A 20,134-nucleotide genomic window follows, 5' to 3' on the forward strand; every position below is an offset into this window, starting at 1 on the left:
CCCACAAACAGCACAGGAGACATGCAATGGGACAATTGGTTGACGGCGTCTGGCACGATGAATGGTACGACACCAAAAGCACGGGCGGCGCGTTCAAACGATCGCAGGCCAGCTTTCGCAACTGGATCACCGCCGATGGCAGTGCCGGCCCAACCGGCGAAGGCGGGTTCAAGGCCGCGCCGGACCGGTATCATCTGTATGTCTCTCTGGCCTGCCCCTGGGCCAACCGCGCGCTGTTTTTCCGCACCCTGAAGGGGTTGCAAGACATGATTGGTGTGTCGGTGGTTCACCCCGACATGCTGGGCGAAGGGTGGACATTTGCCACCGATTATCCGGGCACAACGGGGGATACGTTGTACGGCCTGCCCTTCGCGCGCGACATCTATCTGAAAGTAAAACCCGATATGTCGGGCCGCGTGACCGTGCCGATCCTGTGGGACAAAGAGCGCGAAACCATCGTCAGTAACGAAAGCTCTGAAATCATCCGGATGTTCAATTCGGCCTTTGATCATCTGACCGGCAATACCGATGATTACTGGCCCGAACCCCTGCGCGATGCCATGGAGCCGGTCAATGACCGTATTTATGACACGGTGAACAATGGCGTTTACAAGGCCGGGTTTGCCACCAGTCAGGGCGCCTATGACAACGCAGTTGTCCCGCTTTTTGAATCGCTTGACTGGCTGGAAGACCGGCTGTCTGACAACCGGTATCTGATGGGTGACACCCTGACCGAGGCGGATTGGCGGCTGTTTTCAACCCTGGTCAGGTTCGATCTGGTCTATCACCTGCATTTTAAATGCAATCGCAAGCGGATCGTCGATTACCCCAACCTATGGGCCTACACGCGCGAATTGTACCAATGGCCCGGCATTGCCGAGACGATCAATTTTGATCATATCGTGCGCCATTATCATTACAGCCACGACACGATCAATCCAAACCGGATCATCCCGATCAACCCGGTGATCGATTGGATGGCGCCGCACGGGCGATAGCGGCACAAAACGGAGTTGACGGAAAAAGCGTTGCAAATTAAAGCCTTGCTCATAGTTTTAGTGGCTCAATGCAACGAGCGTCACCTCCCTGCCCTGCCGAAACCGGAGCCCCGAAATGAGCCAAGATAAAGACGACCGCCTATATGTCAAGGAAGATGGCAACGGCACTTTCAGGCTCATGTCGGGCAAGGAGAAAAGCGAAGAAGACGCGATTGGCGTTGTCGTCTTTGTCTGGTTCGCCATCGTCGCGGCGATCCTGATAATTTACGGGTTTTCGCCAATCTCGTTTTTCATGATCGTCGGCTCGTTCATTCTGTGCATATTACTGCGCAATCTGATCCTGATCATGGTCGGCCTGCTGTTTATTGCCGGGGTGGGATATGGGGTGATCTGGCTGTTTTTCCTCTGACAAACAGCCAGATGGCCCGTGATCAGTCGGCCCAATCCCAAGGCGTGGCGAATTCGCCCAACACCTGCGCCACGCGGCCCTGATCACCGGCTTCGCCCCGCGCCACATATGCGACAAGGCCGCGCTTTCGGTCTTCGCGCACATCGGCCACGCGGGCATCGATACCGGCCTGTTCAAGGGCGGCGTTGAACACACGGGTGATGGCGCGGCGGCGCAGTTCGGGTTTGAATACCTTGCCCACCGCGGTTTTGGGCATTTCATCAATGATTTCGATGTATTTTGGCCGGGCGGCGCGTTCGCGCACATTTTGGCGGGCGTGTTCGATCAGGGTTTCAACCGTGCAATCGCTGTCCGCCACCAGTTCGACATAGGCACAGGGCAGTTCCCCGGCAAAGGCATCGGGTTGGCCGATGGCGCCTGCCATGGCCACGTCGGGATGGCCGGCCAATGCCTCTTCTATTTCGGCGGGGTCGATATTGTGGCCGCCGCGAATGATCACATCCTTGGCCCGGCCGGTGATCCAGATATATCCATCACTGTCGATCCGCCCCAGATCACCGGTGCGCAGATAGATATCATCGTGAAACAGGTCATTGTTCTTATCAACCTCGGTATAGGTTGAGCCCGCATAAACCCCGGGGTTTGATACACAGATTTCCCCAACGGCATCGGTTTCACATTCCTGCATGCCATCAGGCGTTTCGACCAGGATTTTCACCCCACAATAGGGAAACGGAATACCGACGCTGCCGATTTTCTTAATCCCGTCCACCGGGTTGATCGACACCAGACAGGTGGCTTCGGTCAGCCCGTAACCTTCGCAGATGGCCACGCCTGTGGCCTTTTCAAACCGTTTGTACAATTCAACCGGCAGTGGCGAAGATCCGGAAAACGCCTGTTTGATGCTGGAGACATCGGCATCGACCGGGCGCTGCATCAGCGCGGCAATGGCCGTGGGTACGGTGATGACAAAGCTGATTTTCCATCGCTCGACCAGCTTCCAGAAATTGTCGAACACCCCGTCACCCCGGTATCCCGCAGGTGTGGGAAACACCACATGACCCCCCGATGATATCATCGCCATCAAGATCACATGGCAGGCAAACACATGAAACAACGGCAGTGGGCAAATCACGTTGTCCTTTTCGCTGAACAACAACCGATGGCCCAGCCATCCGTTATAGACCATGCCGGAAATTCTGTGTTGCGCCACCTTTGGCATGCCGGTGGTGCCGCCGGTGTGAAAATAGGCGGCGACACGATCCTGATCCGGGTCATCGAATGTCAGATGATCGCCGGGGTATTTCGCCAATTCGGTGCGAAACTGCAAAACCCGCGCGTGGTGATCCACGGGGTTTTTCGGGCGGATAAACGGCACGATCCAACGTTTGGGCGGCGTGAGATAGTGGTTCAAATCCACCTCAAGCACAGTTTTGACGTTTGGGGCCAGCTTCACCGCCTCGGCGGCCTTTTGCGGCACGTCGGTTTTCGGAAACGCCTTGAGCGTCACCAACACCGTTGCCCCGGTTTCGCGCAGGATGGCGGCGATCTGGGCGGGGGCCAACAACGGATTGATCGGATTGGCGATGCCCGCAATCGTCCCCCCAATCAGGGTGACGGCGGTTTCCAGACAATTGGGCAGCAGATAGGCCACCACATCTTTTGGCCCTACCCCCATGGCGCGAAACATGTTCGCCGCCTGGGTTGATTGACTGTGAAACTGTGCCCAGGTCAGGGTGTCGGCCCGGTCTTTCGGGCCTGACAACAGTTGAAAGGTGATCGCAGGGCGGGATGGAAACCGCTGGGCAACCGACCCCATGAACCGGTGCATGGTGCGCGGCATATCCCGTGCGTCCCATGGCATTTCCGCCTCGATGGCGGTGCGGTCGGCATGGCCTGCAAATTTGCCCATTCGTCTCCCCCCGTGATGCGCGCCTTGCCCGCATGTCTTTACACCAAGATGGGAGGGTTTGCGCAACAGCGCAAGGCGGCGGTTTATTCCGCCGCCAACCCATCGGTAAATTGCAACCGCGCCAGACGCGCATACAGCCCGCCCTGGGACACCAGATCATCATGGGTGCCGGTGGCAATGATTTGACCGGCATCAAACACGATGATCCTGTCGGCCTTTTTCACGGTCGCCAGACGGTGTGCCACGATCAGGGTCGTGCGCCCCTCGCTCAGGGTTTCGACGGCCTGTTGCACGGCGCGTTCCGATTCAGCATCCAGCGCGCTGGTGGCTTCATCAAGCAACAGAACCGGACTGTCACGCAGGATCGCGCGCGCAATCGCAATGCGCTGTTTCTGCCCCCCCGACAACATGACGCCACGTTCCCCCACATAAGTGTCATACCCTTGGGGCAGTGCGGTGAGAAAATCATGGGCGGCGGCGGCGCGGGCGGCCTGTTCGACCTGTTCATCGCTGGCGTCCGGGCGACCAAAGCGGATGTTTTCCCGCGCCGAGGCGGCAAAAATTACCGGATCTTGCGGCACAAGCGCGATATGGGTGCGGAAATCGGCGCGCGCCATATCGCGCAGGTTCATGCCATCCAGGGTGATCGTGCCGCTGTCGGGGTCATAAAACCGCTGTATCAACTGGATGATCGTGGTTTTACCGGCCCCCGATGGGCCGACAAGGGCCACGGTTTCCCCCGGTGCAACCGTCAGGTTGACACCGTTCAGCGCCGCCGTTCCCGGCCGGGCAGGATAGTGAAACACCACATCGTCAAACGTTATCGCGCCTTTCACCGGTTTGGGCAACGCCAGGGGCGCGGCGGGGTCTTGCACCGTATCGACGGCATTGAGCAATTCAACCAACCGCTCGGTGGCTCCGGCGGCGCGCTGCAACTCGCTCCAGATTTCCGAAAGCGCGGCAACGCCCCCGGCCACCATCACCGCATAAATGACGAACTGCACCAATTCGCCCACCGTCATCAGATCGGCCCGCACATCGCGTGCACCAATCCACAACACCCCGACGATGCCGAAAAACACCAGCGCAATCACGATCACCGTCATGATCGCGCGGGTAAAAATCCGGCGCCGCGCGGCGTCATAGCTTTTTTCCGTCACATCGGCGAAAGATGCCCGGCTTTTCGCCTCGTGGGTAAAGGCCTGAACGGTCTGCACAGAACTAAGCGTTTCACTGGCCGTGCCCGACGATTGGCCGATCCAATCCTGATTTTCACGGCTCAGCGCGCGCACCCGGCGGCCCAGCACGATGATCGGTACAATCACCGCAGGCACGATCAGCATCACCATCAGCGTCAGCTTGGTTGAGGTGAAAAACAGCATCGCCAAGCCGCCCACCAAAATCAGGGCGTTGCGCAGGGCAATCGACACCGACGATCCGATCACCGACAGAATCAGCGTGGTGTCGGTGGTGATGCGCGACAGGACTTCGCCGGTCATGATGTTTTCATAAAACGTGGGCGACATACCGATCACCCGGTCAAACACCGCCTTGCGGATATCGGCCACCACCCGTTCGCCAAGCCGGGTCACGAAATAATACCGCAGCCCGGTGCCAACGGCCAACAATCCGGCAATCGCCAATGCGGCAAAGAAATAACTGTCCAACAGGGCCTCGGCGCTGGTTTCAAACCCGTCCACCACGCGCCGCACCGCCAAAGGCAGCACCAGCGACACACAGGCGGTCAGGATCAAGGCACCAATCGACAACCCCAAAAGCACCCGGTAGGGCCGCAAAAATGGCCACAGCGACGCCAGCGCGCCGATCTTCTTGCTCTTTTCGCGTTCCTGTTCGCTGTATTTATCCGCCATCGCACCCTACCTTTTCTATGCGCCACTTACCCACTTTGGCCGCGCGGAACAAGTTCCCCTTGGCGCGTCACGTCGCCCCTTGCATATGAGGCACGCCGTGGCACTGTGCGTTCTGTATCAAATCAGGAGGGCGCAGCATTGTCACAGCGCAACATAATCGTAACCGGCGCAACCAGCGGCATCGGGGCCGCCACCGTGCGCCAATTGTGCGCCGGGAGGGATCGGGTGCTGGCCATCGGGCGGCGGGCCGACCGGCTGAGCGAACTGGCGGCAGAAACGGGGTGTGATACCCTGACCGGGGATGTGCGCGATCATCGCGCATTGCACGATCGGATTTTGACCTTTGCCCCCGATGGGTTGGTGAACAACGCAGGCGCGGGCCACGGGATTGACGGGTTGGAAACCGCGCCGCCCGAAACCATTCAACTGGCCATCGACACAAACGTGACCGCGCTGTTGCATCTGAGCGCACTTGTGTTGCCCGGAATGCGCGCACGCGGGCGCGGTCATATCGTGAATATCGGCTCGATTGCGGGGCTGCATAACGGCGTGTCGGCGATCTATGGCGGCACAAAGGCGGCGGTGCACATGATCAGCCAAAACCTGAGGATGGAGTTGCGCGGCACCCCGATCCGCGTGTCTGAAATCTGTCCCGGGCGGGTCAGCACCGAATTTTATCAGGCCGCCCAGGGGCAGCGCGAAACACTGGATCAGATGGGCAAAACCGGCATCACCGAGTTGCGCGCGCAAGACGTGGCCGATGCCATTGCCTATGCGCTGAACGCACCGGCCCATGTGAACATCTCGACGATTGAATTACTGCCCACCGAGCAGGTGGTCGGTGGCACCAATGTCGTATCAGACCGGTCCTGACGGCCCTAAGTCGGCGGCGGCCCAAACCCGCCGCCGCCGGGGGTTTTCATGACAAACACATCGCCAACCTGCACCTGAATTTCACTGTTGCCGCCCAAATCCTCGACCGATCCATCGGCGCGTTCCACACTGTTTTCCCCCACGGCCCCCGGTGCGCCCCCCGCCGCGCCGTGGGGCGGGATTTTGCGATGCGATGTAAGGGTGGTCACGGTCATATCTTCAAGAAACCGCAATTTGCGGATCACCCCATCCCCGCCCGCATACTGCCCCGCCCCGCCCGAGCCGGTGCGCACGGAAAATTCCTCAACCCGTACCGGGAACCGGGTTTCCAACACTTCCGGGTCGGTCATGCGGGTGTTGGTCATGTGGCTGTGCACCGCACTTGCGCCGTTAAACCCATCGCCCGCCCCGGTTCCCCCGCAGATCGTTTCGTAATTTTGATAGGTGTCATTGCCATAAACGAAATTGTTCATCGTCCCCTGACTGCCGGCAATCACGCCCAGCGCGCCATATAACGTATCGGCAATCGCCTGGCTGACCTCGGTATTTCCCGAAATCACGGCGGCGGGATATTCCGGATTGATCATACTGCCCTGTGGCACGATCAGGTTGAGGGGTTTCAAACACCCCTCGTTCATCGGAATGTTCGACCCAACCAGGGTGCGAAACACATAGAGCACCACAGCGCGGCAAATTGCCAAAGGCGCGTTGTAATTCAGCCGATCCTGGGGCGATGTGCCGGTGAAATCAATCACCGCCTCGCGCTTGGTCTTATCGACCGAAATCTTCACCTTGATCTGTGCGCCACTGTCCAGCGGATAGGTGAACGCACAGTCGTGCAGCACATCGAGCACCTGGCGCACGCTTTCTTCGGCATTGTCCTGCACATGCCCCATATAGGCATGCACGGTTTTCAGGCCGAATTGCCCGGCGATCTTGGTTAATTCCTGTACACCGGTGGCATTGGCGGCGATTTGGGCGGCAAGATCGGCCATGTTCTGATCAATATTGCGGCACGGATATTTGCCCGAGGCCAACAAATCGCGCGCCGCCCGCTCTTGCAATGCCCCCTGTCTGACCAAGGTGAAATTATCGATCAGCACGCCCTCTTGTTCGATATGGGTGCTGTCGGGCGGCCCCGATCCGGGGGTGGTGCCGCCGATATCGGCGTGATGCCCACGTGAGGCGACAGTATAAATGATATCGCGACCGTTTTCATCAAACACCGGCGTGATCACGGTAACATCGGGCAAATGGGTGCCGCCATTATAGGGGTTGTTCATCATGAACACATCGCCGGGGCGGATTTTACCGGCATTCTGGCGCAACACCGTGCGCACACTTTCCGACATCGACCCCAGATGCACCGGAACATGGGGCGCATTGGCCACCAGATCGCCGTCTTGATCAAAAATCGCACAGGAAAAATCATAGCGTTCTTTGATATTCACCGAATAGGCGGTGTTGGCCAAGGTCGCGCCCATTTGTTCGGCAATCGACATGAACAGATTGTTGAACACTTCCAACATCACCGGATCAACCCGGGTGCCAATCGCCTCTTGGCGGTTCAGGGGCACGGTGCGGCGCAGGATCAGATTGCCGCCGCTGGCACATTCCGCCTGCCAGCCCTGTTCCAGAATATTGGTGCCGGTGGGTTCGGTGATGATTGCCGGGCCTTCCACCGTTTCGCCCCGGCCCAACTTCGCACGATCAACCAGCGGCACATCGTGCCACGCGCCCTGGCTGAACATCGGCGCGGTTATTGCCGACGACCCCTGGGTTTTCGTGTCAGGCAACGTCACCGCCGCGCCGGTCGTGCCAATCGCCTCGGCGGTTAACAGATCGATAATCAGATCGGCGTAATCGGGCACGAAGCCAAACCGCTGTTTGTGGGCCTTGGCAAAGGCGGCGGTCATATCCTCGGCGGGGCCGAACGGCACGGCCAGGGTTTGATGGCCACCATCGGTGCGCAGATGCGCCATGGCGACCGTGTGAATATCGCGCTCGGCAATGCCTTGGGCGGCCACCTCGGCCTTTGCCTGTTCGATCAGTGTGGCCAGCGCGGTTTCTGCCGCGCCCACCGCGCCCAGGGGTTTGGCAAACTGATGTTCGTGGATCGCGCGCACATCGGCCAACCCCATGCCAAAGGCCGACAGGACTCCGGCAAAGGGGTGAATATAAACGCTTTCCATTCCCAAAGCATCGGCCACCAAACAGGCGTGTTGCCCGCCCGCCCCGCCAAAACAGTTCATCGTGTATTTGGTGACGTCATAGCCGCGCTGCACGCTGATTTTCTTGATCGCATTGGCCATGTTTTCAACCGCAATGCGCAGGAATCCTTCGGCAATATCCTCAACCGTTCGCCCGCCCCCGATTTGTTGCGCCAAGGCGGTGAATTTTTCGCGCACGATGTCGGCGTCCAACGGTTCATCCGCATCGGGGCCGAAAACCGCCGGAAATTGATCGGGCTGAAGTTTGCCTAACAGCACGTTACAATCGGTCACGGTCAATGGCCCGCCGCGCCGATACGCCGCCGGGCCGGGGTTGGCACCCGCACTTTCGGGGCCGACCTGCATGCGCCCGTCCCTGTAAGACAGGATTGATCCGCCCCCCGCCGCGACCGTGTGGATTGACATCATCGGCGCGCGCATCCGCACGCCTGCCACTTCGGTTTCAAAGCTGCGTTCAAATTCACCGGCATAGTGGCACACGTCGGTCGATGTGCCGCCCATGTCAAAGCCGATCAGTTTTTCAAACCCCTGTTCGGCGGCGGTGCGCACCATGCCCACAACCCCGCCCGCCGGGCCAGACAGGATCGCATCCTTGCCCTGAAACATCCGCGCATCGGTCAGCCCGCCATTCGATTGCATGAACACCAGACTATCACAGCCCCCATCATCGGCATTCAACGCATCGGCCACCTGTTCCACATAGCGGCGCAGGATCGGCGAAAGATAGGCATCAACCACCGCCGTATCGCCCCGCGACACCAGTTTGATCAAAGGGCTGGCGCGGTGGCTGAGCGAGATTTGGCGAAACCCAATCTCTGCCGCCAGATCGCCCAACGCAACCTCGTGATCTGTAAACCTGTAGCCATGGATCAGCGCAATTGCAACGGATCGAAACCCATCGTCATAAGCACGCATCAGCGCCGCGCGGGCCGTTTGCAAATCAAGCGGCGTGATAATTTCACCGGTCGCGCTGACGCGCTCATCAACCTCAACAACCTGTTCATACAGCAATTCCGGCAGTTTAATATCAAGGTCGAACAACCGGGGCCGGTTTTGGTATCCGATGCGCAACTGATCGCGCAACCCTTTGGTGATCAACAACAATGTGCGCTCGCCCTTGCGCTCCAGCAATGCATTGGTGGCCACGGTTGTACCCATTTTCACCGCTGAAATCTGGCCGGGTGCAATTGCGCAATCCCTCGCCATGCCCAACAGGGTTTTGATGCCATGAACGGCGGCATCGGCGTAAACTTCGGGGTTTTCCGACAGCAATTTATGGGTCAGCAATTCGCCTTTGGGGGTTTGGGCCACGATATCGGTAAATGTGCCGCCCCGATCCACCCAGAACTGCCACTTTTTCTTATCCACGCCTGTCTCTCCCACATTTTGGTGTCGCATTGTTGCGGCAATGCCGGGCAATGTTCAACGCCCCCCACCGTTCACGGCGCAGAACGCAAAAGTGCGGCAAAATGCGTTGCCACATGGGAGGGCGGGCGATGCGCGGGAAACAACAGATAAAGCACCCGTGACAGCGCCAGATCCGCGATTTCGACCCACCCAAGATCGGGATCGTTGAACAGGCGCACGGCCTCGCGCGGCAAAAGCGCAAGTCCGATGCCCGCCCGCACCAGACACAGTTGCGCGATGGTCGATTTTGCGTGCAACGCCCCGGTGCGCAAATCCGCGGGCAAAGCAGGATGATTGCGCAACAATCGCGCGGTGCCGGTATCTTCATCAAGGTGAATCAGGCTGTCTGGCGCAATATCGCACAACTGCACCGCCCGCCCCGACCGGGCCAGCGGATGATCGCGCCGACAGGCCAGAACAAAAGGATCACGGGCCAGTTCGGTTTGCACCAGATCGCCCGGAACTTCGCCCGGCCCGGCAATCGCCAGATCCAGATCGCCCTGAGAAACCTTTTGCGCCAGACGTTCGGCGATATCATCATCCAGCGTGATTTCGATCGCCGGATGGGCCGTGCGAAACCGCAACAATGCGGGCGCAACAATTGACGAAATCGCCGAGGGCGACGCGCCAAGGCGCAAGCGCCCGCGATCAAGATCCGCCGCCGCGCGCAGCCGTTCGGTGGCCCGGTCCAGTGCGGCCAGATGCGGCCCGGTTTCGACCAGAAACTCAAGCCCGATGGGCGTGGGGTGCGGTGGCCGCTGACGGCGATCAAACAGGGGAACGCCGATGATTTCTTCGATCTGGCGCACCGCATCACTCAGCGCGGATGGCACCACGCCCAACCGGTTCGCAGCGCGCGCAAAGCTGCCCTCGGCCCAGATTGCATGAATGGCACGCAGGTGGCGCAGATTCAGGTTCGTGTTTTCCGAATTTATCTTCATTACTTTCTGATTTTACGATCTTCCATTTCGTGGTTCAATGGGCAATCCCTTTTTTAGCGAGCGTGCCATGTCGTTTATTCCCCGGCCCCCGGCCCACCCTTTATGCGATGCATTGCGCGGCGCGGGGTTTCGCGGCGAGGTTGAAACCGACGGCGCATTGCGCACGGCCATGTCGACGGACAATTCGGTCTATCAGATCATTCCCGATCTGATCGTCGCCCCCCATGACGCCAAGGATATCGTGTGCCTGATGGGGGTTCTGGACCGGCCCGAATTTCGCGGCCTCACCCTGACGCCGCGCGGCGGCGGCACCGGCACCAACGGGCAAAGCCTGAACGCCGGTGTCATTCTGGATACGCGCCGCCACATGAACCGCCTGTTACAGATCAACGCCGCCGAAGGCTGGGCCGAGGTGGAACCGGGCATGGTGCTGGACGATCTGAATGATCAGTTGCGCCCACTGGGCCTGTTCTTTGCGCCGGAAACGTCGACGTCGACACGCTGCACCATTGGCGGCATGGTGTCGACCGATGCATCGGGCAAGGGATCGCGCATCTATGGCAAGACGTCCGACAATATTCTGGGCCTTGAAATCGCGCGCGCCGACGGGCTGTTGAATTCCACCCTGCCGACACCCGATTGGGCGCGCGCGATGCTGGCAAGCGCCGAAATGGCCGCGCGCGCGGGGCGCGCCGCGTTTATCGCCGCGACACCCCGGATCAACCGCCGCTTTACCGGTTATGATCTGGAACGCGCCTGCCCCGAAACCGGTGGGTTTGAGTGGTGGCGGTTATTTCTTGGCGCCGAAGGCACGCTGGGCCCGATCACCCGCATTCGGGTGGCCCTGCGCCCGGTCGAGGCGGAAAAGCGGCTGATCGTTGCGGGGTTTGACAGTTTCGCCGCCGCCATGGCCGCTGCCACCCCATTGCTGGCGGATGAGCCAACAGCGATCGAGGTGATGGATGAACGGGTGCAACACTTGGCCGAAACGGCGGGCATTCTGGCGCGCCTTCCCGAATCGTTAAGGCCGCAGGATGGCGGGCGGGTGGCCTATGTGTTTATCGAATTCAACGGCGACGATCTGTCGGTGATCGGTGAACGCGTCGCGTCGTGCCGCGCGCGGTTGGCCGGATTGCCCGGCATCCTGTCGGTGCATCTGGCCGGGGATCGCGCCGAAATCCGCGATCTTTGGGCGATCCGGTCTGCCGGTGTGGGGCTGCTTGGCAAGGTTGATGGCCCATCGCGCCCGGTCGCCTTTGTCGAGGATTGCGTGGTGCCGCCCGAAAACCTGCCCGGTTTCGTTGCCGATTTTCTGGCCCTGCTGGAAGGCGAGGGTTTAGGGTTTGGCATCTATGGCCATGTGGATGTGGGCTGTTTGCACATCCGCCCGGCGCTTAACCTGGATCGGACCGCCGACCGGGATCGGTTGGTGCGGGTATCGCGCGATGTGTTCGATCTGACCCGCAAACATGGTGGCATCTTTTGGGGCGAACATGGCAAGGGTGTGCGCGGCGCATTTCTGGAAGAATGGATCGGCCCCGAAGCATACAGCGCGCTTAAGGCGGTAAAGGCCGCGTTTGACCCAGGCGAACGGTTCAACACCGGCAAGCTGGTGAGCGGGAAGAATCCGGTCATGGGCATTGCAACCACACCGTTTCGCCGGTTCAACAGCACCGAAGATGACCCGTTGGAAAAGGCGTTCCGCTGTAACGGCAATGCCCAATGTCTCAGCTATGCGGCGGCAACGCCCATATGCCCGTCGTTCAAGGCCACCGCGGATCTGCGCCAATCGCCCAAAGGGCGGGCCGATGTGTTGCGCGCCTGGCGCAGTGGGGCGCAAACGGTAAACGAGGATGAAGTTCTGGCCGTGCTTGACACCTGCCTGGGCTGCAAGGCCTGCGCCACATCCTGCCCGGTGCAGGTGGATATCCCGCAAATGCGCAGTGCCTTTTATGCCGATTACTATGGCCGCCACAGACGCCCCCTGTCCGACCGCCTGACGTTGTTGGCCGAACGCGCAAGCCCGGTGCAAATGCGCCTTGCCCCCGCCTTGCGCCCGGTCTGGCCGCTGTTGCGCGCATTGGCAACGCCGCTGATGGGGGCGGTTGATCTGCCCGACCGCATTGCGCGGCCCCTGCCCCGCGGCGACCGGATCACCGTGGATGAATTGGCCGGCCCCCACTCCGAAAACACGGTTCTGATCTGGCAGGATTGGTTTACCGCGCTCTATGACGAAAGCGCGCAGCGCGGTGCCATTGCGGGGCTGCGCGCGCTTGGCTATCGGCCCCGGATGGTGGCGATGCTCCCTTCGGGCAAGGCGGCCCTGAACCTTGGCGATATGTCCGGGTTCCGGGCCATAGCGAAACGCCTGTGCGCCGCGTTGGAACAGGCCGCAATCAGCGGCGCGCCAATGCTGGGCCTTGATCCGGCGTTTGTGATGTGTCTGCGCCAGGATTATCCCAGCGCCGGGTTTGCCCCGCCCAAAGTGCTGTTGCCACAGGAATTTCTGAGCGCCGAAATCAAGGCCGGGCGAAAATTTCCGCAGGCGGCAACCGCAGACAAGGCCCGATTGTTCAACCATTGCACCGAGGCGACCGCCCTGCCCGAAACCGGCGCGTTGTGGCACGGGGTTTTTGCGGCGCTGAATATCGAACTGGACACGCCCGCCACCGGCTGTTGCGGCATGGCCGGGCAATTTGGCCATCAGGCCCGGCATCAAACCGTATCGCGACGGTTGTTTGATCTGTCATGGGCGGCACCGGTTGCCGCCGGGGGCGCAATGGCGGCCACCGGTTATTCGTGCCGCTGCCAGGCTGGGCGGCTGAGCCAAGAAAAATTGGCGCATCCACTGGCATTGATTGCCGATCTGTTGGGCAAATCGCCCTGATCTGTGCCGCCCCTCAGGTTTTCGCCCAGAACGATGTTTTCCGGTCATGGTGCGCGCGCAGGGTCTGAACGTAGGTATCGTGGGTCGGGAATGGCCCGTAGTCGGTGATCGCCCCATCCAGTGACGCGCAATCGGCAAGGTGCGCGGCGGCATGGGCATAGCGCGAAGACCGCGCCTGACCCAAGGCAAAATCAATCATCGCCCGCCAAAGCAGCACGGCAGCGCGCGGATGGCGCAGGCGCAATGCCTCGGCGGCGGGGGTCAGGCGCATATAATCGTTGCCATTTATTTCATCGGCGCGGGCCTCGATCAACTGCGCCGCTGTCACCAGATCGGGCCAGGTCAGACAAAATTCCAACGCTTTGGCGAAATCTTCAAATTGCAGAACATGGGCCCGGGCGCGATCTTCGGCTTCGACATCGTCAAAATCCGCCAGCCTTTTGAGATGTTCGCGCAGGTGGATTTCATCGAGCGTGGCGAGGAAACAGGCCCATCGGTGGCTCTGCGCATCGCCATCCCGGCCAAGTGCCGTCAGGGTGGCGACATAGGCCGCATCCCACGCCGCCTGCCCAAAACTCTGGCCATCCTGCGCGGATTTTGACAACAGCGCCAGCGCATCATCGGCGCGATCCTCGGACAGCAAAAGCATCGCGACCTCGGCCGAGACATCCTTGCGCCGCAGATCGGCGTCGGAGTATTGCGAAATATATGCCGCGGTGTCGCCGGCGGCTTCGGCGATCTCTTGCAGACAGCTTTTGACGAACCGCGCCTTGCGCTCGGCGGCATAGGTGTTTGGCCCCCGCAAATCGCGCAGGAAACGGAGTGCCTCGTGTTCATCGGATTCGGGCTCAAGGGGTGCCGCGCCGTATGCATTTACATGGGCGGTCAGCCGTTTCAGGCCGGGTTGGGCCAAGGTAGGCGCAAGCCGGGTTATGATACCGTCCCATTCCCCATATCCGTTATCCTGAACCACGCCCCACACCCGATCGGCCAATGCATCGGGGTTCAGCGCCGCGCGGGGCGCGATGGTTTCAAAATGCGTGATGGCGGCGCGAAAGACATCACCCACATCGCCACGGCTGTCATCAACCCGGCCATAGACCGAAGGGGCGATTTCAATAAACTGCCACAGCAAATCAAACGCCGCTGCCGGATCTTGGGGTGCGATTTTCTCAACGATCATCGCCACTTGCGTTTCAAGATCCTTGATCAGCGCCTTGCGTTTGCGCCAGCCCACGAAACTGGTGGATTTTCGAAGCGACGCGAGCCGTTTGCGCACATCATGGGCCAATTCGGCAGGGCCCAGATTATGGCTGAGCTCTAACCGCAACCGGCGTTTTATATCGGCGCTGCCCATGCTGACCTCGATCAACAGGGCGGCCAACTGCGCCGCGCCCAGCGCCTCAAGGTTGGTTTGGTTCAGGGTCTTTTTTGACATGGCTGATTTTGGCATTTGCCGCCGTCAAAGTGAAGCGGCGTCATGATTTGGCGGCGCGTGGCACCGGGGTGCCACACGCCATGATCCACCCTAGACGGATTGCATCAGCAATGTCTGGTTGTGCCAATCTTCGTCATCAACCGCGCGGGCCAGAACGGCGGCAACATCGCCGCGCGCGGCCATGCCCTTTACATCAACCTGATCGCCAAAGCGCATGTCGCGTGTGCCATCTTCGTCGGTCAGGCGCACGGGGCGCAAAATTGCATAGCTAAGCCCCGATGCCATCAGATGTTCGTCGGCGTCGTGTTTCGCCTGAAGATAGTGCGCCATATCACCGCCCGACCCGGGATCGCCCGCGCCAACACTGCTGAGCATGACAAAGCGTGACACGCCCGCCTTGGCGGCCAGATCGATCAACCGTTTGGCACCGTCGCGATCAACCTTGTCGGTCATTTCCGGGCCGGTCGAGCTGCCCGAACCGGCGGCAAAGATCACCGCATCACAGCCGTCGCACACACCGTCCTGTAAATCCGTCAGATCCCCGTGGCGCAGGGTAATATCCCCCGGCAAAGTACTGGTATCCGAGGATTCGCGCACCAACGCAATCGGGCTATGGCCGTTGGCCATCAATTCATTGACGAGCCGAACGCCGGTTTGTCCGGTAGCCCCTGCAACAAGAATATTCATAAATTTCTCCAAACATTTATCTTGAATGGCAAATGATCGGGGCGGCATGTTTCACCGCCCCGACCGGCAACATCAGAGCAGCGTCAGAAGTTTGCGCGCCGCCTCTTCGGACGAGGCCGGGTTCTGGCCGGTTACCAATTTACCGTCCGTCACCACAAACGACGCCCAATCGTTGCCCTTCTGATAATCGGCACCGTTCGATTTCAGCATATCCTCAACCAGAAACGGCACGATATCGGTCAGGCCCACGCCCTCTTCTTCGGTGTTGGTAAAGCCGGTCACGGTCTTGCCCGACACCAAGGGTTTGCCATTTGCGCCCTTGGGGTGTTTGAACACGGCCGGGGCATGGCACACCGCGCCGATCGGGCGATCAGAGGTGGCGAAGGCTTCGATCAACGCCGTGCTGTCGCCATCTTCGGCCAGATCCCACAACGGCCCATGGCCACCTGGGTAAAACACCGCGTCAAATCCATCAGCCGAAATGGATGACAGTACTTCGGTATTGGCCAGCACATTTTGCGCGGCTTCATCGTTCTTGAACCGTTTGGTGGCGTCGGTCTGGGCATCGTCTGTATCGCTGGACGGATCAAGCGGCGGTTGCCCGCCCTTGGGTGAGGCCAGCGTGATATCGGCCCCTGCATCCTTGAACACGTAATAGGGTGCCGCGAACTCTTCGAGCCAAAAGCCCGTCTTGTTGCCGGTGTCGCCCAATTTATCGTGCGACGTCAAAACCATAAGTATCTTCATCGGGTACTGCCTTGTGTATGTTTCAGGCGCTCAGCTTGATAACGCGTTTGCCAAAAGCTTCGCCGTTCAGCAGCCCAACAAACGCGGCGGGCGCCTGTTCCAATCCATCTATCATTTCTTCGCGATACTGGATTTTGCCCTGTTTCACCCAATCACCCATTTGCTTGGAAAATTCGGGGTACAGGTGGCCAAAATCATCAAACACGATAAACCCGCGCATCGTCATCCGTTTGCGCAGAACCAGGCCCAGCAAAAGATTCAGCCGGTCAGGGCCATCGGGCAGCGACGTGGCGTTGTATTGTGAAATCAGCCCGCATACCGGAATGCGCGCCGAAGGATTCAGCAGCGGCATCACCGCATCAAACACCGCGCCACCCACGTTTTCGAAATAGATATCGATGCCATCTGGCACGGCGGCTTTCAACGCGTCGGGAAATCCATCGGCCTTGTAATCAATGCACGCGTCAAACCCCAGCTTTTCAACCACATGGGCGCATTTTTCGGCGCCACCTGCAATACCGACAACCCGGCATCCCAAAATCTTGCCGATCTGCCCGACGGTCGCGCCAACCGGGCCGCTGGCCCCGGCCACCACCAGTGTTTCGCCTTCTTTTGGCTGGCCGATCTGGATCAGCCCGGCCCAGGCGGTCAGGCCCGGCATTCCCAGCACGCCCAGCGCCCAGGATGGGTTTTGCGGATCCTTGCCCATATTGATGACGCCGGTTCCGTCAGAAACCGCGTAATCCTGCCAGCCGCCAAATGCGACCACCCAATCGTTCTTTTCAAAACCATCCACATCCGATGTCACAACCTGTGCCACGGTGCCGCCTACCATCACATCGCCGATGTTCACCGGATCGGCGTAAGACGGCGCATCGCTCATCCGGCCGCGCATATAGGGATCAAGCGAAAGATATTCGTTGCGCAGCAGCATCTGGCCTTTGCCCGCCTTGGGCAGATCGCCGGTTTCCAGACGCAGGGTGTTTTCATCGGGCGCGCCTTTGGGGCGTTCGGCCAGAACGAATTTACGGTTTTGTGTGTCGGATTGTGCCATTGGATATTCCTTTTTCAGACCGGCGCATGGCCAGTCGTGGTATTTGCAAGACGCGCAGAATGCGGCGTCGCCCACCGACTACGGCCGGGGGCTTGAATCCTAGGTATGGCCGCAGGGATCAAATGCAATGCCACCGCACAGGGCCGACCATTGCGATGGACCGGGGCGCCCTGACGTAACCGCGCCGTGTGCGCCCGTGGCTCAGAGGGGGCGGGTTTCCCTGACATAGATCTCGAAGAAATCCGAAAAGGTCGCAACCCGCAGCGGCAATTGTTCGTAGGGCGGATAATACAGGGTCAGCCAGATTTCGGGGGTGCGCCAGTCGGGCAGCACCGCCACCATGCGCCCGGCGGCCAGATCGCCGTCAATGATGAAACGCGGCAACAGCGCGATGCCTTCGTCGTTCAAAACCAACCCCGCCAGAAGATCGCCGTTATTGGTGCTTAACCGGCCCTGCGCCCGGTGGCTGCGCCGCGCGCCACCATTTGCAAGCTGCCACACCTCGTCGCGCAAATCATCGCGATACCCCAGACACTCGTGATCGGCCAGATCATCGGGGTCTTGCGGTGTGCCGCGCGCGCGCAGGTAACCGGGGGTGGCAACAAGAAGGCGGGGCACCATGCAAATCTTGCGCCAGATCGTCGATTTATCGCTGGGCGGGCCGGAAACGCGGATCGCCAGATCGAAATCATCTTCCACGATATCGACAAATCCATCGGACAGGTTGACGTCAACAGTGGTTTGGGGATGCAGCGCCGCGAATTGCGACAGAACCGCAGGCAAAACCTTGACGCCCAAAGACAGGGGCGCACTGATCCTCAACCGCCCCGAGGTGATGCCCTGCGCCTCGCGCGTTTGGGTCGCCGCCTCGGCCAACCCGTCGGCCAGGGGCGCCACCCGCGCGGCATAAACCGCCCCCGCCGAGGTCAGCGAGACCTGCCGCGTCGTGCGCACCAGCAATTGCACGCCAAGGCGCGCCTCAAGCGCGGCGATGGTGCGCGTGACCGATGCTGGCGTCATACCCAGATGGCGCGCGGCCCCAGCAAAGCTTTGCTGTTCGGCCACGGCCAGAAACACACGGATGGATTCCAACTCTCCCATGGGCGATTGTTACACTAGGCGCAACAGTGAATGCAACATTATAGCCATTCAAGGAAATGATCCGCAGATCTATATTGGGTGCAAGGAAACATTCATTCGGGAGAAACATCATGCTCACCCAGATCAACGGCCTGCATCACGTGACGTCGATGGCGTCGGATGCACAGGAAAACAACGCATTCTTCACCAACGTTCTTGGCCTGCGCCGGGTCAAGAAAACCGTGAATTTCGACGCGCCAGACGTGTATCACCTGTATTACGGCGACAAAACCGGCGGTGCCGGCACGGTGATGACATATTTCCCCTTCCCCAACATGCCAAAGGGCCACCGCGGCACAGGCGAAGTGTCACAAACCGTGTTTGCCGTGCCCCAGGGCAGTTTGGGATTTTGGCAGGACCGTCTTGAAAACGCCGCTGTCGAGGGCATTTCCACCGCAGAACGGTTTGGTGAAAAGCGCCTGAATTTCCATGGTCCCGACGGCGATGGGTTTGCCTTGGTCGAGGTTGCGAGCGATCCGCGCACGCCCTACGGCGATGGCCCGGTTCCGGTGGATATGGGCATCTATGGTTTTCATTCTGTCACCATGCATCTGCGCGATGCGGCGGCCACCGCCGAATTGCTGAAATTCATGGGATACAAGGAAACCAACCAACAAGGAAACCTGACCCGTCTTGCCGCCACGGATGGCAATGGCGCCCATATCATCGATCTTGAGGCCGATTCCGACGCCCCAAGAGCGCGCGAAGGTGCCGGATCGGTGCATCACGTCGCCTTTGCCGTAAAAACCAAAGAGGCCCAGGTTGAAGTGCGCAAGGCATTGCTGGCCCATGGCGTGCATGTGACACCGGTGATCGACCGCGATTATTTCTGGGCGATCTATTTCCGCACCCCCGGCGGTGTTCTGTTCGAAATCGCAACCCACGAGCCGGGATTTGCACGCGACGAAGACGTCGCACATCTTGGCGAGGCCCTGAAACTGCCCGATCAGCACGCCCATCTGCGCGCCCGGTTGGAAAAATCACTGCCGGAAATTGCTGACTAAACCAAAACGGCCGGACCTTTCGACGCGTTCAACACGTTGATCGGATGGTTCGGCCCGCGCTTTGACCGCTTGGACCATGACAAAGAGAAGGATATAAGATGACCACCCGACAGCTTGAAACCATATGGGCCCCCCGCATGCTTGGCATTTTGCGGATCATGACGGCTCTTTTGTTTCTTGCCCATGGATCGCAAAAGCTTTTGGGCTTTCCCGCGTCCGAATTTTCGCCCGCCGTCTTTACCTTGCCATGGGTTGCCGGTGTGTTGGAACTGTTTGGCGGTGCCTTGTTGGTGCTTGGCCTTTTCACCCGCCCGGTGGCCTTTGTTCTGTCGGGAATGATGGCCGTGGCCTATTTCATGGTCCATGCACCACAGAGCTTTTTCCCACCGCTGAACGGCGGCGATGCGGCGATCTTGTTCAGCTTTGTCTTTCTTTATATCGTGGCCGCCGGCCCCGGCGCGTGGAGCGTTGATGCCCTGCGCAACCGTCGCCTGACCGTTTCCGAAGGCATCTAAGACCGGATTTGCCGTTCAAT

15 protein-coding genes are annotated in these 20,134 nt (G+C 59.8%); 6 read left to right on the forward strand and 9 right to left on the reverse strand.

Features of this window, described 5'->3' with window-relative positions; translation table 11 throughout:
• Positions 1–26: 26 nt before the first annotated feature.
• Positions 27–998: a glutathione S-transferase family protein gene (locus tag C8265_RS14650; RefSeq protein WP_108484767.1), complete on the forward strand. Its 972-nt coding sequence runs from the start codon at positions 27–29 to the stop codon at positions 996–998.
• Between the two features lie 115 nt (positions 999–1,113).
• On the forward strand, positions 1,114–1,407 hold the full coding sequence (locus C8265_RS14655) for a hypothetical protein (RefSeq protein WP_108484768.1): 294 nt from the start codon (positions 1,114–1,116) through the stop codon (positions 1,405–1,407).
• Between the two features lie 22 nt (positions 1,408–1,429).
• On the opposite strand, the gene C8265_RS14660 is transcribed toward C8265_RS14655, so the two are convergent.
• Positions 1,430–3,319: an acyl-CoA synthetase gene (locus C8265_RS14660; RefSeq protein WP_108484769.1), complete on the reverse strand. Its 1,890-nt coding sequence runs from the start codon at positions 3,317–3,319 to the stop codon at positions 1,430–1,432.
• An 83-nt stretch (positions 3,320–3,402) separates the two neighbouring features.
• Positions 3,403–5,190, reverse strand: coding sequence for an ABC transporter transmembrane domain-containing protein (locus C8265_RS14665; RefSeq protein WP_108484770.1), 1,788 nt, complete (start codon positions 5,188–5,190; stop codon positions 3,403–3,405).
• A 138-nt stretch (positions 5,191–5,328) separates the two neighbouring features.
• Here C8265_RS14665 and C8265_RS14670 point away from each other — a divergent pair, with 138 nt between their 5' ends.
• The gene (locus C8265_RS14670) at positions 5,329–6,063 is read left to right on the forward strand and encodes an SDR family oxidoreductase (protein ID WP_164512343.1); all 735 of its coding nucleotides are present in this window, start codon (positions 5,329–5,331) and stop codon (positions 6,061–6,063) included.
• 5 nt (positions 6,064–6,068) lie between these two features.
• Here C8265_RS14670 and C8265_RS14675 read toward each other — a convergent pair whose 3' ends face one another.
• Both C8265_RS14675 and C8265_RS14680 read right to left on the reverse strand, forming a co-directional pair.
• The gene (locus C8265_RS14675; RefSeq protein ID WP_240611099.1) at positions 6,069–9,662 is read right to left on the reverse strand and encodes a hydantoinase B/oxoprolinase family protein; all 3,594 of its coding nucleotides are present in this window, start codon (positions 9,660–9,662) and stop codon (positions 6,069–6,071) included.
• A 71-nt stretch (positions 9,663–9,733) separates the two neighbouring features.
• A complete protein-coding gene (locus C8265_RS14680; RefSeq protein ID WP_108484773.1) occupies positions 9,734–10,642 on the reverse strand; it encodes a LysR family transcriptional regulator in 909 nt (302 codons plus the stop codon).
• A gap of 67 nt (positions 10,643–10,709) precedes the next feature.
• Between C8265_RS14680 and C8265_RS14685 the strand changes: the two genes are divergently transcribed.
• The gene (locus tag C8265_RS14685; RefSeq protein WP_108484774.1) at positions 10,710–13,529 is read left to right on the forward strand and encodes an FAD-binding and (Fe-S)-binding domain-containing protein; all 2,820 of its coding nucleotides are present in this window, start codon (positions 10,710–10,712) and stop codon (positions 13,527–13,529) included.
• 13 nt (positions 13,530–13,542) lie between these two features.
• Here the strand turns inward: C8265_RS14685 and C8265_RS14690 are convergent, their stop codons facing one another.
• From C8265_RS14690 to C8265_RS14710, 5 genes are all read right to left on the reverse strand, one after another.
• On the reverse strand, positions 13,543–14,967 hold the full coding sequence (locus tag C8265_RS14690) for a DUF6880 family protein (RefSeq protein ID WP_108484775.1): 1,425 nt from the start codon (positions 14,965–14,967) through the stop codon (positions 13,543–13,545).
• Positions 14,968–15,057: 90 nt separating this feature from the next.
• Entirely contained in the window at positions 15,058–15,654 is a 597-nt protein-coding gene (locus tag C8265_RS14695; RefSeq protein WP_108484834.1) for an SDR family oxidoreductase, read from the reverse strand.
• Positions 15,655–15,726: 72 nt separating this feature from the next.
• Positions 15,727–16,401 carry a type 1 glutamine amidotransferase domain-containing protein gene (locus C8265_RS14700; RefSeq protein WP_108484776.1) on the reverse strand — a complete coding sequence of 225 codons (675 nt, stop codon included), beginning with the start codon at positions 16,399–16,401 and terminating at the stop codon, positions 15,727–15,729.
• Between the two features lie 22 nt (positions 16,402–16,423).
• Complete coding sequence (locus C8265_RS14705; RefSeq protein WP_108484777.1) at positions 16,424–17,455, reverse strand: NADP-dependent oxidoreductase; 1,032 nt, start codon at positions 17,453–17,455, stop codon at positions 16,424–16,426.
• Positions 17,456–17,656: 201 nt separating this feature from the next.
• On the reverse strand, positions 17,657–18,556 hold the full coding sequence (locus C8265_RS14710) for a LysR family transcriptional regulator (protein WP_108484778.1): 900 nt from the start codon (positions 18,554–18,556) through the stop codon (positions 17,657–17,659).
• Between the two features lie 110 nt (positions 18,557–18,666).
• Between C8265_RS14710 and C8265_RS14715 the strand changes: the two genes are divergently transcribed.
• Both C8265_RS14715 and C8265_RS14720 read left to right on the forward strand, forming a co-directional pair.
• Complete coding sequence (locus tag C8265_RS14715; protein ID WP_108484779.1) at positions 18,667–19,599, forward strand: ring-cleaving dioxygenase; 933 nt, start codon at positions 18,667–18,669, stop codon at positions 19,597–19,599.
• A gap of 98 nt (positions 19,600–19,697) precedes the next feature.
• Positions 19,698–20,114 carry a DoxX family protein gene (locus C8265_RS14720; RefSeq protein ID WP_108484780.1) on the forward strand — a complete coding sequence of 139 codons (417 nt, stop codon included), beginning with the start codon at positions 19,698–19,700 and terminating at the stop codon, positions 20,112–20,114.
• Positions 20,115–20,134: the final 20 nt, after the last annotated feature.

The sequence above is a fragment of the Oceaniglobus ichthyenteri genome (assembly GCF_003057885.1).
Classification (GTDB): domain Bacteria; phylum Pseudomonadota; class Alphaproteobacteria; order Rhodobacterales; family Rhodobacteraceae; genus Oceaniglobus; species Oceaniglobus ichthyenteri.

Coding starts and splice junctions, on each gene's coding strand:
- C8265_RS14680 (WP_108484773.1), bottom strand. CDS start 10,642: ATGAAGATAAATTCGGAAAACACGAACCTGAATCTGCGCCACCTGCGT.
- C8265_RS14650 (WP_108484767.1), top strand. CDS start 27: ATGGGACAATTGGTTGACGGCGTCTGGCACGATGAATGGTACGACACC.
- C8265_RS14690 (WP_108484775.1), bottom strand. CDS start 14,967: ATGTCAAAAAAGACCCTGAACCAAACCAACCTTGAGGCGCTGGGCGCG.
- C8265_RS14705 (WP_108484777.1), bottom strand. CDS start 17,455: ATGGCACAATCCGACACACAAAACCGTAAATTCGTTCTGGCCGAACGC.
- C8265_RS14715 (WP_108484779.1), top strand. CDS start 18,667: ATGCTCACCCAGATCAACGGCCTGCATCACGTGACGTCGATGGCGTCG.
- C8265_RS14700 (WP_108484776.1), bottom strand. CDS start 16,401: ATGAAGATACTTATGGTTTTGACGTCGCACGATAAATTGGGCGACACC.
- C8265_RS14710 (WP_108484778.1), bottom strand. CDS start 18,556: ATGGGAGAGTTGGAATCCATCCGTGTGTTTCTGGCCGTGGCCGAACAG.
- C8265_RS14695 (WP_108484834.1), bottom strand. CDS start 15,654: ATGAATATTCTTGTTGCAGGGGCTACCGGACAAACCGGCGTTCGGCTC.
- C8265_RS14685 (WP_108484774.1), top strand. CDS start 10,710: ATGTCGTTTATTCCCCGGCCCCCGGCCCACCCTTTATGCGATGCATTG.
- C8265_RS14655 (WP_108484768.1), top strand. CDS start 1,114: ATGAGCCAAGATAAAGACGACCGCCTATATGTCAAGGAAGATGGCAAC.
- C8265_RS14665 (WP_108484770.1), bottom strand. CDS start 5,190: ATGGCGGATAAATACAGCGAACAGGAACGCGAAAAGAGCAAGAAGATC.
- C8265_RS14720 (WP_108484780.1), top strand. CDS start 19,698: ATGACCACCCGACAGCTTGAAACCATATGGGCCCCCCGCATGCTTGGC.
- C8265_RS14660 (WP_108484769.1), bottom strand. CDS start 3,319: ATGGGCAAATTTGCAGGCCATGCCGACCGCACCGCCATCGAGGCGGAA.